Source organism: Arthrobacter sp. NPDC090010 (assembly GCF_044748305.1).
In the GTDB taxonomy this organism is placed as follows: Bacteria; Actinomycetota; Actinomycetes; order Actinomycetales; family Micrococcaceae; genus Arthrobacter_E.
The window spans coordinates 146,543-158,553 of the sequence record NZ_JBIVFT010000002.1; the positions used below are offsets into that span (position 1 = coordinate 146,543).

General features: G+C 67.1%; 12 protein-coding genes. 5 read left to right on the forward strand and 7 right to left on the reverse strand.

The features are described 5' to 3' along the window. Nucleotides 1–88: 88 nt before the first annotated feature. Genes ACIPXZ_RS03475 through ACIPXZ_RS03490 form a run of 4 tightly spaced genes read right to left on the reverse strand, consistent with a single transcriptional unit; the run spans nucleotide 89 to nucleotide 5,112 of the window. Nucleotides 89–1,480 carry a GntP family permease gene (locus ACIPXZ_RS03475; protein WP_400590743.1) on the reverse strand — a complete coding sequence of 464 codons (1,392 nt, stop codon included), beginning with the start codon at nucleotides 1,478–1,480 and terminating at the stop codon, nucleotides 89–91. A 54-nt stretch (nucleotides 1,481–1,534) separates the two neighbouring features. Beyond that, nucleotides 1,535–2,167, reverse strand: coding sequence for a bifunctional 4-hydroxy-2-oxoglutarate aldolase/2-dehydro-3-deoxy-phosphogluconate aldolase (locus ACIPXZ_RS03480; RefSeq protein ID WP_400590744.1), 633 nt, complete (start codon nucleotides 2,165–2,167; stop codon nucleotides 1,535–1,537). Beyond that, the gene (locus ACIPXZ_RS03485; protein ID WP_400590745.1) at nucleotides 2,164–3,792 is read right to left on the reverse strand and encodes an amidohydrolase family protein; all 1,629 of its coding nucleotides are present in this window, start codon (nucleotides 3,790–3,792) and stop codon (nucleotides 2,164–2,166) included. Before ACIPXZ_RS03485 ends, ACIPXZ_RS03480 begins: the two co-directional genes overlap by 4 nt. A gap of 9 nt (nucleotides 3,793–3,801) precedes the next feature. Beyond that, nucleotides 3,802–5,112, reverse strand: coding sequence for an amino acid deaminase (locus ACIPXZ_RS03490; protein ID WP_400590746.1), 1,311 nt, complete (start codon nucleotides 5,110–5,112; stop codon nucleotides 3,802–3,804). Nucleotides 5,113–5,298: 186 nt separating this feature from the next. Here ACIPXZ_RS03490 and ACIPXZ_RS03495 point away from each other — a divergent pair, with 186 nt between their 5' ends. Genes ACIPXZ_RS03495 through ACIPXZ_RS03505 form a run of 3 tightly spaced genes read left to right on the forward strand, consistent with a single transcriptional unit; the run spans nucleotide 5,299 to nucleotide 7,477 of the window. Further along, nucleotides 5,299–6,288, forward strand: coding sequence for a sugar kinase (locus ACIPXZ_RS03495; protein WP_400590747.1), 990 nt, complete (start codon nucleotides 5,299–5,301; stop codon nucleotides 6,286–6,288). Then, nucleotides 6,285–7,031, forward strand: a complete 747-nt coding sequence (locus ACIPXZ_RS03500) for an IclR family transcriptional regulator (protein ID WP_400590748.1) — start codon at nucleotides 6,285–6,287, stop codon at nucleotides 7,029–7,031. Before ACIPXZ_RS03495 ends, ACIPXZ_RS03500 begins: the two co-directional genes overlap by 4 nt. A gap of 41 nt (nucleotides 7,032–7,072) precedes the next feature. Further along, nucleotides 7,073–7,477, forward strand: a complete 405-nt coding sequence (locus ACIPXZ_RS03505) for a RidA family protein (RefSeq protein ID WP_400590749.1) — start codon at nucleotides 7,073–7,075, stop codon at nucleotides 7,475–7,477. Between the two features lie 3 nt (nucleotides 7,478–7,480). On the opposite strand, the gene ACIPXZ_RS03510 is transcribed toward ACIPXZ_RS03505, so the two are convergent. Then, nucleotides 7,481–7,975, reverse strand: coding sequence for an Lrp/AsnC family transcriptional regulator (locus ACIPXZ_RS03510; RefSeq protein ID WP_400590750.1), 495 nt, complete (start codon nucleotides 7,973–7,975; stop codon nucleotides 7,481–7,483). Between the two features lie 120 nt (nucleotides 7,976–8,095). Between ACIPXZ_RS03510 and ACIPXZ_RS03515 the strand changes: the two genes are divergently transcribed. After that, nucleotides 8,096–8,758 carry a YitT family protein gene (locus tag ACIPXZ_RS03515; RefSeq protein WP_400590751.1) on the forward strand — a complete coding sequence of 221 codons (663 nt, stop codon included), beginning with the start codon at nucleotides 8,096–8,098 and terminating at the stop codon, nucleotides 8,756–8,758. A gap of 33 nt (nucleotides 8,759–8,791) precedes the next feature. Here the strand turns inward: ACIPXZ_RS03515 and ACIPXZ_RS03520 are convergent, their stop codons facing one another. Then, nucleotides 8,792–9,340, reverse strand: a complete 549-nt coding sequence (locus tag ACIPXZ_RS03520) for a GNAT family N-acetyltransferase (protein WP_400590752.1) — start codon at nucleotides 9,338–9,340, stop codon at nucleotides 8,792–8,794. 198 nt (nucleotides 9,341–9,538) lie between these two features. Between ACIPXZ_RS03520 and ACIPXZ_RS03525 the strand changes: the two genes are divergently transcribed. Continuing rightward, nucleotides 9,539–11,263: a phospholipase C gene (locus ACIPXZ_RS03525; RefSeq protein ID WP_400590753.1), complete on the forward strand. Its 1,725-nt coding sequence runs from the start codon at nucleotides 9,539–9,541 to the stop codon at nucleotides 11,261–11,263. Between the two features lie 103 nt (nucleotides 11,264–11,366). On the opposite strand, the gene ACIPXZ_RS03530 is transcribed toward ACIPXZ_RS03525, so the two are convergent. Next, nucleotides 11,367–11,951, reverse strand: coding sequence for a DUF308 domain-containing protein (locus ACIPXZ_RS03530; RefSeq protein ID WP_400590754.1), 585 nt, complete (start codon nucleotides 11,949–11,951; stop codon nucleotides 11,367–11,369). Between the last annotated feature and the right edge of the window lie 60 nt (nucleotides 11,952–12,011).

Below are 12,011 nucleotides of genomic sequence, written 5' to 3' on the forward strand. Positions count from 1 at the left end.
CTCCGTCCCGGACGGCACGAAGGCCGGGCACCCTTGAGTTGAGGGTGTCCGGCCTTCGCCGCGCCGGGATCCGGTCAGGATGCGGCCGTCAGACGAACGCCCACAGGAGGCTGGCCATGCCGAAGCCGACCACGGAGAGCACGGTTTCCAGCACCGTCCAGGTCTTCAGCGTGTCCTTGACCGACATGTTGAAGTACTTGGAGATGATCCAGAATCCCCCGTCGTTGACGTGGCTCGCGATGATGGAGCCCGAGGAGATCGCCATGACCAGCAGGGCCAGCTGCGGCTGCGAGTACTGCCCGGAGGTCAGTGCGGGAGCGAGGATGCCACCGGTCGTCACGATGGCGACGGTCGCCGAGCCCTGGGCGATGCGCATACCGCAGGCGATCACGTAGGCCGAGACGATGAGCGGCAGCCCCGCCTCCGAGAGCGAGGTGGCCACGGCTTTGCCGACGCCCGTCGCGGCCAGAACCGCGCCGAAGAAGGCGCCCGCACCGACCACGAGCAGGATCATGCCGACGGGACGCAGCGAGGAGGAGCTGAGTTCGGAGAGGTCCTTGGACGTCATCCCGTTCCGGATGCCCAGCAGCCACATGGCCAGCAGCACGGCCACGGTGAGCGCGATGGCCGGATTGCCGAAGAAGGTCAGGATGTCACGCAGCGGGCTGGCACCCAGGAAGACGTTGCCGAAGGTGGCGCCGAGGATGAGCAGCATCGGCAGGCCGATGACCAGAGCCACCACGGCGATGTGGGGTTCGTGCTTCTTGGCGTCCTCCGACTCGGGGACGATCCGGTCCTCCGGCACGGCGATGTTCACCCGCTTGCCGATCCAGGTGCCCCAGAGGATGCCGGAGACGAACCATGCCGGGATGCCACAGGCCAGGCCCATGATGATGATCCAGCCCAGCTCTACGTGGAACAGGCCTGCGGCCGCCACCGGGCCGGGATGGGGTGGCAGGAAGGCATGCGTGACGGAGAGGCCCGCCAGCAACGGCAGGCAATACAGCGCCAGGGACTTGCCACCGCGCACCGCCGCCACATAGACCAGCGGCGCCAGGACGAAGATGCCGATGTCGAAGAACACCGGAATGCCGAGCACGAAGCCGGTGACGCCCATGGCGAGCGGCGTGCCCTTCTCGCCGAAGACCTTCACCAGACGGCCCAGCAGAACCTCGGCCCCGCCTGAGCGTTCCAGGATGGCGCCGAGCACGGTGCCGAGGCCGATGATCAGGGTGATGTGCCCGAGAATCCCGGCGAAGCCCTTCTCGATGAGCGAGTCGCTGCTCTTGATGGGCGTGCCCACCAATTGCTCCACCGTCACACCGCCCACCAGGGCGACGAGCACGCCCGTGCCGACGAGCGCGATGAACGGCTCCACCTTGACTTTGATGATGAGGAACAGCAGCAACGCGATACCGGCGGCCGCCAACAGCAGCAATCCGGTGGTGTCATGGCGCAGCCACGACAGGAATCCATCCATGGTCTCTCCTTTGAGCTGTCCGCCGCGCGCAGCGCGGCGTGGATGTTGAGGGGGTCAGAGTGCCCGGACGAAGTCCTTGGCGCGAGTGGTGATGTCGTCCCAGGCGCCGGCATCGACAGCCGACGGCGGCACCACAGAGGTGCCGCAGCATACGGCCAGTGCGCCGGCGTCGAGGTAGCTTCTGGCGTTGGAGGCGTCGATGCCGCCCGAAGGCAGGAGCTTCACCCCGGGGAACGGTCCCTGCAGATCCTTGAGGTACTGCGGCCCCACATGCCGGGCGGGGAAGATCTTGACGATCTCGGAACCGAGATCCAGCGCGGCGGCCACCTCGGTGGGGGTCAGCGAACCCAGGCTGATGGGCACACCTGCTTCCCGGGCCACGGCTGCGACCTCGGGACGCAGGCCGGGGGTGACCAGGAACTGCGCCCCCGCGTCGATGGCCTCCCGGGCCTGCGCGGCCGTCATGACGGTACCGACGCCGACGATCGCGCCGTGGTCCCCCGCCGTCTCCACGACCCGGCGCACATGGCGTGTGACATCGGGCGTGGTGAAGGTCAGTTCGAGGGTCCGGATGCCTCCGGCGGAGAGGGCTTCCGCCAGGCGCGCGGCATCGGGGATGGTGTTGGCGCGGACGACGGCGAGGGTGCGGTCGGCGGCGAGGACGGCTTCGAGTTCGGTGCTGTTCATCGGGGTGCTGTCATTCCTTCCGGGGTTCGGCGGAGGGCGCGGCCCGCGCGCGCTCCCGTGGGTCGTCCGTCTTTGATGGCTGCGACGCCGTTGACGAACACGTGATGAATGCCCTCGGCCGGTTGCCGGGGGTCGTCGAAGGTGGCGGCGTCCCGGATGGTCTCCGGGTCGAAGAGGACCAGATCGGCGGCATACCCTTCGCGGACCTGACCACGGCGTTCCAGTTTGAGCCGCGCCGCGGGGCGTCCGGTGAGATGGTGCACCGTCTCTTCGAGAGTGAGGAGACCGAGTTCGCGGCAGTAGTGTCCGAGGTACCGGGGGAAGGTCCCCCAGGCGCGTGGGTGCGGCTTGCCACCGACGAGAATGCCGTCGCTGCCGCCCGTATGGGTGCTGTGCACCATGATGGCTCGGACGTTCTCCTCATGACCGACGTGCTGGAGGATCCCTGTGCCACAACGGTCGGCCAGGAGGATCGCCGTGAACACCTCGAACGGCTCTTCGCCTTCGTCTGCGGCGATCTGTGCGATCGTCCGCCCCGCGTGGCGCGCGAGTTCCTGGTTCTGCACACCGCTGATCTCCAGAGTGTCCCATTCCGCGACCACGCCATGGCAGCCGTCGGATCCGTAAATCTCGACGTTCTCACGGATCCGCTCCCGGGTCCCGGGGTCACGGAGGCGTTCCAGCGTGGCCTCGGTGCCGCCCGCGGATGCCCAGCTGGGCAGGATCGCGGAGAGCGTGGTCGCCCCGGGCAGGTACGGATAGGTGTCCAGGGTGATGTCCACGCCGTCGTCCAGCGCGGTGTCGATCAGGCTCAGAAGTTCCGCCGCCCGGCCCTTGTTCTCCGCGAAGTTCATGGTCGCGTGGGAGAGATGCAGGGCGCAGCCCGTGTCGCGGCTGAGACCGATCATCTCGGCGTAGGCCTCGAGAGCGCCCTTCCCGTAGGAGCGATGGTGTGGTGCGTAGAAGCCTCCCAGTTCGCCGACGGTGCGGCAGAGCTCGCCGAGTTCCTCGGTGCTCGCATACATGCCCGGGGTGTAGGTCAGTCCGGAGGACATCCCGACGGCACCTTCCTCCATGCCCCGGCGGATCACCTGCTGCATGCGGCTGATGTCCTCCGCCGTGGCGACGCGGTCGTCGAAACCCATGACAAGGGCCCGCACGGTGCCCTGCGGGACAAGATAAGCGGCGTTGGTGGCGATGCGCCCGCCGTCGTCCGGCCGGTCCAGACGGTCGAGGTACTCCCCGACACCCCGCCAGTCCCAGTCGAAACCATCCGGATTGTCGTTCCAGCCTGCGATCTTCTGCCGCACTCCCGCCAGCGTGGGCTCGTCCACGGGCGCATAGGACAGTCCGTCCTGGCCGAGGAGCTCGGTGGTGACGCCCTGGCTGAGCTTGGCGTAGTGGTCCGGGGTGAGGAGGAGCTGAAGGTCCGAGTGCGCATGCATGTCGATGAATCCGGGGCTGAGGACCAGTCCCCGGCCGTCGATGAACTCCGCTGCGTCACGCTCCAACGTCTCTGGACCGGCGATGCGTTCGATGATCTCGCCCTTGAGCAGGACGTCGGCCTGGCGACGCGGTGCGCCGCTGCCGTCCACCACGGTGACGTTGCTGATCAGGATGCTCATGCCGCCGTCCTAGAAGAACGTCCGCACGGCACCGACCACGGCGGCCCGTTCGGGGTCGGCCACCGTGTCGAGAACCGGGATGAGGGTCCACTTGTCCAGCGCGGTGCAAGGGTGGGAGAGGCCCAGCCGGATGACCTGCCCGGGCCGGATCTCGGTTCCCTCGGCGAAGCGCAGGAACGCGTGCTGGTCGTTGACGGCGGTGATCTCCGCCTTGCGCAGTTCCGTGGCGGGCTCCCCCAGTCCGTCGCTGATCAGTTGCGGCACGGGCAGGCCCTCATCGAACGGCAGGTCCCGCTTGCCGCCCTCCAGGATGGCGAGGCCCGGTTCGGGCTGAGAGACCACGCGCACCCAGGCGTGCATCGCCGGGCGGAAGGACTGCTCGCCGTCCGGGTCCTGTCGGGAGAACGGCGAGATGCCACGGTAGAAGCCATCGTCGTGAATGATGTAGGCGCCGCTGCGCAGCACGATCTCGACGCGCGGGCGGCCCGTGCCACCGGCATCGCGCACCGGGGCGAGGACCTCGACGACGTCGTCGAAGTACGCGCTGCCGCCCGCGGTGACGAGCACTTCGTCCGCGTCGTAAAGGCCCTCGGCGAGCAGCTCGCCGTGCAGTCTGGCCACCTCACCGAGATAGCCACGCACGGCCCCGAGTCCGGCGTCGTCCGCGGTGTGCGCCAGTGCACCCTCGTAGCCGCCGACGCCGACGAGGCGCAACGCAGCCGAGGCGTGGACGGTCCGGGCGATGGAGAGCGCTTCCTCATGGCTGCGGGCACCGGTGCGGCCGCCCGCTCCCCCGCGTTCAACGATCACGTCGAGGGTGCCGTGCCCGGCAAGCTCGCGCTCCAGCAGCGCCACGGTCTCCGCGGAGTCCACCCAGGAGACGATCCGGGCACCGTCCTCGGCCTGGCCGGCGGCCCAGCGGATGGCCTGCGGGTCGGTGAGGCTGTTGGCCAGCATGAGCCGTGTGAAACCGAAGGCTCGTGCCACGCGGAGCTGAGCGGCGTTGGCGAGCGTCATGCCCCAGGCGCCGAGTTCGATCTGACGGGCCCAGAGCTCAGGCGACATGGTGGTCTTACCGTGCGGGGCCAACAGGACACCGTGATCGTCGCACCAGGCGGCGAGCAAGCGCGCGTTGAAGTCCATCGCGGACTCATCCAGTGTCAGCAGCGGCGTCTGAAGCTCCGCCAGGCCCAGCCGCCGCGCGGCGAGAGCACCGATGCTCATGCCGTGCAGGGAGGCGGGCACGGCCTTGTGGCGGAAGTCGAGGATCTCCTCATCGAGTCCGTCGACCTTGGCCTGGTCATATGCTCTCTGGCTCACTGTTGCTACCTCGTCGTCGCGGTTAGGTGTCTGCCGTATGGGTCCGTTCAGAGACCCTTGATTCGCTGATTGCGTATTTTGCAACGCGTATTGCAAATACTCTGCATTCATGTTTAGCATTGAGCCGGAAGCCGCGTCAATGGATTTCGTCCGCGGCCCGCCCGGTGCCTTGCGAAGGAGCTTTCGATGCCACGAGCCATCTGCCTGGGAGAGACCATGGCCATGCTGACCCCTGGCGACCAGGGGACCTTGGAGACCGCCAGCAGCCTCCACTTGGGAGTCGGCGGCGCGGAATCCAATGTGGCCATGGGTCTCGCCGCAATGGGCGTGCCGACCGGCTGGATCAGCCGCCTGGGCGACGACGGCTTCGGCCGCCGCATCCTGCACGAACTTGAACGCCATCGGGTAAGGACCGGCGGAGTCCAGCTCGACGATCGCCGTCCCACCGGCCTGTACGTCAAAGTCCCCGGTGAGGACGGCACCGGCATGCTCTACTACCGCAGTGGCTCTGCCGCCTCCGCCATGAGTCCTGCGCTGCTGGACGATCCGGCCGTGGCGGACCTCCTTGCAGAGGCCTCACTCATCCACCTCAGCGGCATCACCGCCGCACTGAGCGATTCCTGCCGGGAACTCCTCCTCGCACTCCTCTCCCGTCCCAGACAGTCCCAACGGATCAGCTTCGATGTGAACTGGCGCCCCGCGCTCTGGGCCGGGCGTGATGCCTCGATCCTGCAACAACTGGCAAACCTCTCGGACATCGTCCTGATGGGCAAGGACGAGGCCCTGGCCGCGTTCGGCACCCACGACGAAAGCCGCCTGCGGGAACTCCTCCCCGACCCCGAGGTTCTGATCGTGAAGAACGAATCCACCAGCGCCACCGCCCTGGGGCGCGACGGCGAACGCTGGGAGGTGCCGGCCCTCTCGGTGGAGGTGGTGGAACCCGTCGGCGCAGGCGACTCCTTCGCCGCCGGTTACCTCAGCGGGGTCCTCTCGGGCCTCGACCACCGCCTCAGCCTGCGCCGCGGCCACGTGGCCGCCGCCTGCACGCTCACGGTGCACGGGGACCGCGGCCCGCTCCCGGAAGACGACGATCTGGTGCACATCCTCAACTGCAGCGACGAGGACTGGGCCGGCATCCGGGTCGCGCAGGGCCGCTTCCTCGTGAGGCAGCCATGAGCCAGAGCCTGCTGCGAGCACTCGACCTCTTGGGCGCCTTGGCGAAAGGGCCCGCCACGCTGGATGAACTCGCCTCGACCGCCGATGTCCACAAGACCACGGTGATGCGGCTGCTGCACAGCCTGGAAGACCGGAACTTCGTCGTCCGGGATGCCCAGCAGCACTATCGGCTCGGCTCTCAGCTGTTCCAGCTGTCCAGCCTGGCCCTGGAGCAGCGCGACATCCGCGGCACCGCCAGGCCGCATCTGCAGCGCCTGAATGAGAGCACCGGGCACACGATCCACTTGGCGGCGTTCGAGGGACGGGACGTGGTGTACATCGACAAATTGGAGTCCCGGCATCCGGTGCGGATGTACTCCCGGATCGGACTCACGGCCGCATTGAACGCGGCCGCCGTCGCCAAGGTGATCCTTGCCGATATGCCTCGTGAGCAGCGGGAGAGCCTCACGGCCGGCCTGGACTATCGCAAGTTCACCGAGAACACCCTCCCGGACCAGGCGAGCCTGCTGAGCGCGATCGAGCTGGCAGGACGCCAAGGCTGGGCCCTGGACGATCAGGAGTTCGAGGAATTCGTCCACTGCATCGCGGCTCCCATCCGGGATGCCAGCGGCGGCGTCGTCGCGGCGGTCTCCTGCTCGGTACCCACCGTCATGCTCGATCGGGACGGGCTCCTGGGCCTGTTGCCGGAACTACTGGACTGCACCCGGTCCATCTCCGCCGAGCTGGGCCACACGGCCCCCTGAACTTTCCCCATCCGATCCGCACAACCCCGAAAGGACCACACATGAGCTCCAAGGACATCGTCTTCACCGGAAACGCTCCTGCGCCCGCCCACACCTTCTCCCAGGGGGTCAAGAAGGGCGGCCTGTTCCAGGTCTCCGGCCAGGGCCCCATGGACCCCGAAACCAACCAGTACATCGGCGACGGCGATGTACGCGTTCAGACGCGCCGCACCCTGGAGAACGTCAAGGCCATCCTCGAAGCAGGCGGCTCGTCGGTGGAGGATGTGGTGATGTTCCGCGTCTACCTGACCACCCGGGACGACTTCTCCGCCATGAACGAGGTCTACGGCGAGTTCATCCAGGAGAACGTCCCGAGCGGCCAGCTGCCCAGCCGCACCACCGTGTTCGTCGACCTCCCCCACGAGGTCATGCTGGTGGAGATCGACGCCCTCGCCGTCACGGCCTGAGCCTCAGCTCCGCTCCCCCTGCTGAGCCAGTCGCTCCAGCAGGGCCCGGGTCCGGTACGGCATGGTCTCCTGCAAGGAGACCGCCGTGCTGGACCTGACCACGCCCGGCACCGCGACGAGCGCGTCCATGACGCTGTTCAGATCCGCTGTGTCACGGGCGACGAGCTTCACCAGGAAGTCCGCGTCACCCGTGGTCTTGTGCACTTCCACCACCTGCGCGATCTCCTGCACACCGAGGATGGCATCAACGCTCTCCGCCTGAGAGATGGCCAGTGAGACGAAAGCCACCAACCCGTACCCCAGCGCTGCCGGGGAAACCCGCTGAGTGAAGCCCAGCAGCAGATCCTCCCGGTTCATGCGTTGCAGGCGGGCGTGCACCGTGTTCCGCGAGGCACCGACCCGGTGGGCCAGTGCCAGCACCGAAGCACCCGGGTCCTCCTCCAGGGCCAGCAGAATCCGCGCATCCAGGGCGTCTGCCTTGTGAGCTGGAGCACTCATCCCAGAATCTCCTTCAGAATCTTGGCATTCTGCACGAATTATTCATGCTTTAGGCGCAATCATCCCACTGTTCCGGATTCAGCTTGCGCGCATGTACTGCTCTGCGGATGATTTTCCTCCGTGACCGCCAGTACCGCAGAACGCTTCCCCGCCTCCTCTCTTCCAAACCCCGCTCCTGTCGCGGACCGTGCGAAGCCGCATGGGCTTGTGGAGGACGTGCTGGGCCTGGTCACCGGAACCTTCCTCGCGTCTCTGGGTCTTTACCTGCTCCACAGCAGCGGCACGGTGACCGGCGGGACCGCTGGGCTCTCGCTGTTGCTCAGTTATGCGGCCGGAGCCCCCTTCGGGCTCATGTTCCTCCTGGTGAATGCTCCGTTCTTCGCACTCTCGGCATGGAAGAAGGGCTGGAACTTCACCTTGCGCACCATCGCCTGTGTCACGGTGGTCTCGGGCCTGTCCTCGCTGCATCCGGTGGCGCTCGGCGCCCTTCACCTGGACCCTGTCTACGGGGCACTCGCCGGAAATCTTCTGGCGGGCACCGGCCTGCTGGTGCTCTTCCGGCACCGGGCGAGCCTGGGTGGCTTCAACATCCTCGCCCTCTTGCTACAGGAACGGCTGGGCTGGCGCGCGGGCTACGTCCAGATGGTCTTGGACCTCCTCGTGGTACTCGGCGCCCTCACCGTGGTGGCCTGGCCGCTGGTCCTGCTCTCCGCGGCAGGGGCAGTGGTGCTGAACGTCATCCTCGCGTTCAACCACCGTCCCGGGCGCTACACCGGAAGCTGACGACCGACGTCGTCCGCACCCGCTCCACCCTGTTCAGTGGCCGCCCGGAACCGCTTTCCTGACCGCGAGCCACTGCCCGGCACCGTATTCTTCGAACCGGGCCGTCTCAATGAAACCGAGCTTCGCGGCGACACCCCGCGCCGAGGTGTTGGCCAGTTGAGTGCAGAGAGCCATGGCCTCACCCGGGAACACGCCGTCGAACCACGTGAGAACAGCCCTGCAAGCCTCCGTGGCGTAACCCTGACCCCACGCCTGCGGCAGGAACAGGTACCCGAGCACGGCAACGCCCGGATCCAGGTGGCCCCGCCCGGGTCCCTGCGGATCATGGCGGTCCACGGTCACCATGCCGATCATGACACCGTCATGTTCCACGACGAAGAAACCAGGGCGTCGCCCCGGGACCTCCGGGACGTTCCGCTCCAGTTCGGCTCTGGGCTGAGGGCCTCCGATGAACGCGCCCACTTCAGGCGAACTGAACAACTCGATCAGGGGCGACCGGTCCCGGGCCGCGGCTTCCCGCAGGAGCAGTCGATCCGTGATCAGAGCTTCCGGCGGCCAGGAATCCGTCTCCAGAGGGAACATCCGGCCACGCTAACACCGTCGCAACAGGGATGGCGGGAACCACTCCGCTTCCTTGCCGACGGATTCCCTGCCCACCGGATGAACACTCGGCGAACAAACCCGGGATTCCCTACGCAACAGACCCCGGCACTCATATTCTCTCCTGGGGACACTCGCACGCCATGGGAAACAGCAGCATTCAGTCACAGAAGGATCCCCATGCCGCACCCTCAGCTCCGGACAGCCGGCGCACTCAGCGCGCTCTCCCTCGCCATCGCGGGAGGCTGCCTCGCCGGCACCCTCCCCGCGCAGGCCGCATCCTCCATCGAACCGGCTCGCGTCGCGCAGTCGACGACCACTCCCATCAAGCACGTCGTGGTGATCTTCGGAGAGAACGTCTCCTTCGACCACTACTTCGCAAGCTACCCCCAAGCAGCAAACGCCCCCGGCGAGACCGTGCAGGGAACCGGGGCTCAGGCCTCGCGCTTCACCCCGTCCCCTGCGACGCCGAAACACATCAACACCCTGGCCGCGGCGGGTCTGCTGGCCCCGAACAACCCCAACTCGGTCCAGCCGTCCCGCCTGACTCCGGGACAGGCCGTGACCTGCGATCAGGATCACGAGTACAGCGCCGAGCAGCGTGCCTTCAACAACGGTGCCATGGACAAATTCGTCGAGAACACCAGCGTGGACAACTGCAAAGCACCTCAGTACGCCGCGCCTGGCCTCACCATGGACTACTACGACGGCAACACCGTCACGGGCCTCTGGAACTACGCGCAGCACTACTCGATGAGTGACAACAGCTTCGGCAACGAGTTCGGCCCATCCACCCCGGGTGCCCTGAATCTCGTCTCAGGGCAGACCCACGGAGTGGTCAGCATCGGCCCGTTCACCGGACAGCAGACGGGCGCTCCGGACGCCTACACGGTGAAGTCCCCCGACGCCCACGGGGTCGGCACGGTCACCGGCGATCCCGACCCGGCTTATGACGACTGCTCCGACGGCAGCCACTCCCAGAATTACGCCCTCGCTTCCATGCAGGGGAAGAACGTCGGAGACCTGCTCTCCGCGAAGAACGTCTCCTGGGGCTGGTTCCAGGGCGGCTTCACCCCGCAGGGAAACAAGACCATCAAGGGCACCGACTACGCCCAGTGCACTTCCACACACCGCAACATCGTCGGGGCCACGCCCACCGACTACAACCCGCACCACGAACCGTTCCAGTACTACAGGTCCACGGCCAACCCCCACCACCTGCCACCGGCCTCCCCTGCGGAGATCGGCCATGCGGGGCAGGCCAACCACCAGTACGATCTGAGCTCCTTCAACCAGGTGCTCAACACGGACAACATGCCCGCGGTCTCCTTCCTCAAAGCGGCCAACTACCAGGACGGCCACGCCGGATACTCCGACCCTGTCGACGAGCAGAAGTTCGTCGTCGACGAGGTCAACGCCATCCAGAAGTCCAAGAACTGGGACTCGACCGCCGTGGTGCTGGCCTACGACGATTCCGACGGCTGGTACGACCACGTCGCGACCACGGTCCAGAACGCCTCGGCGGACCCGGCAAACGACGCGGCCGTATGCCTGAACGCCGCGCAGGCCGGAACTCAGGTGCTGGGCGGTTACGCGGATCGCTGCGGTCCCGGGCCGCGTCTTCCGTTGCTGGTGATCTCCCCGTACGCCAAGCGCAATTTCGTCGACCACAGCCAGACCCAGCAGTCCTCCATCCTGCGCTTCATCGAGGACAACTGGAAACTGGACCGCCTGGGCGACGGCTCCTTCGACGCACTGGCAGGCTCGCTCCGGAACATGTTCGACTTCGGGCACGCCCGGACCGACACGCTGACCCTGAACCCGGCCACCGGAACCGTGGTCCCCGCCCGCTATTGCGCGGGGAACAACGGCCTGCACCTCGGCCAGGGCGGCGGCTGCCGCTGAGCGTCACCCCCGGTACGACGACGGCGTGTGGCAGCGATCGCTGCCACACGCCGTCGTCGTGCGCCCTTCTGATCCGGCCACCGCTTCGAACGGCGGCCGCTGCTCAGGCGTTGCGGATTCGGAAGGCCATGATGATCGACACGACGCCGAACACCACACCGTAGACACCCGCCACCCAGATGAGGGCCACCAGTGCCGAGGCGGGGTTCGCAACGATCATCACGGCCAGGAAAAGGCCGAAGAGGATGTTCAGGATGCCGAGCACCACCCCGGTGACACCCAGCCGGCGGTCCCCGAGTTCCAGAACGCCACGGACCACCAGTCCGATGGCCATGAACCAGAGCACCATGAGAGTGCCGAAGGCTGCTGTCGACAGCGGGAAGATCAGCGCGAGAACACCCGCCACGATCGCTGCGATGCCGCCGGCCAACGCCCAGCCCCAGCCGGGGAAGCCCGCCCTCTTCTCGCGCATGGCGAGCCCGCAGGTGCTGAATCCGTCGAAGACGAGCCAGACACCGATGCTGACCACCACCAGCACACCGATCGCCGCACCACCGAGCCCGGGTGCGAACAGCAGCAGTAGGCCGAGAAGCAATGCGAGGATGCCTCGGGTCAGCAGCACCGCGAAACCGATGCCGCGGATCTCCTCGCTCAGGCTCTGGAATGAGTCCCTGTCCTGCGTTGTCATAGCCACCTCCGGAGTGAGCCGGACCGGCCCCTCCGGTCCGCGCTCTTCGAGTCTACGACG

What these genes read in the sequence shown, in the direction of transcription:
- ACIPXZ_RS03475 (WP_400590743.1), bottom strand. Translation starts at nt 1,480, where the DNA reads ATGGATGGATTCCTGTCGTGGCTGCGCCATGACACCACCGGATTGCTG.
- ACIPXZ_RS03480 (WP_400590744.1), bottom strand. Translation starts at nt 2,167, where the DNA reads ATGAACAGCACCGAACTCGAAGCCGTCCTCGCCGCCGACCGCACCCTC.
- ACIPXZ_RS03485 (WP_400590745.1), bottom strand. Translation starts at nt 3,792, where the DNA reads ATGAGCATCCTGATCAGCAACGTCACCGTGGTGGACGGCAGCGGCGCA.
- ACIPXZ_RS03495 (WP_400590747.1), top strand. Translation starts at nt 5,299, where the DNA reads ATGCCACGAGCCATCTGCCTGGGAGAGACCATGGCCATGCTGACCCCT.
- ACIPXZ_RS03500 (WP_400590748.1), top strand. Translation starts at nt 6,285, where the DNA reads ATGAGCCAGAGCCTGCTGCGAGCACTCGACCTCTTGGGCGCCTTGGCG.
- ACIPXZ_RS03505 (WP_400590749.1), top strand. Translation starts at nt 7,073, where the DNA reads ATGAGCTCCAAGGACATCGTCTTCACCGGAAACGCTCCTGCGCCCGCC.
- ACIPXZ_RS03510 (WP_400590750.1), bottom strand. Translation starts at nt 7,975, where the DNA reads ATGAGTGCTCCAGCTCACAAGGCAGACGCCCTGGATGCGCGGATTCTG.
- ACIPXZ_RS03520 (WP_400590752.1), bottom strand. Translation starts at nt 9,340, where the DNA reads ATGTTCCCTCTGGAGACGGATTCCTGGCCGCCGGAAGCTCTGATCACG.
- ACIPXZ_RS03525 (WP_400590753.1), top strand. Translation starts at nt 9,539, where the DNA reads ATGCCGCACCCTCAGCTCCGGACAGCCGGCGCACTCAGCGCGCTCTCC.
- ACIPXZ_RS03530 (WP_400590754.1), bottom strand. Translation starts at nt 11,951, where the DNA reads ATGACAACGCAGGACAGGGACTCATTCCAGAGCCTGAGCGAGGAGATC.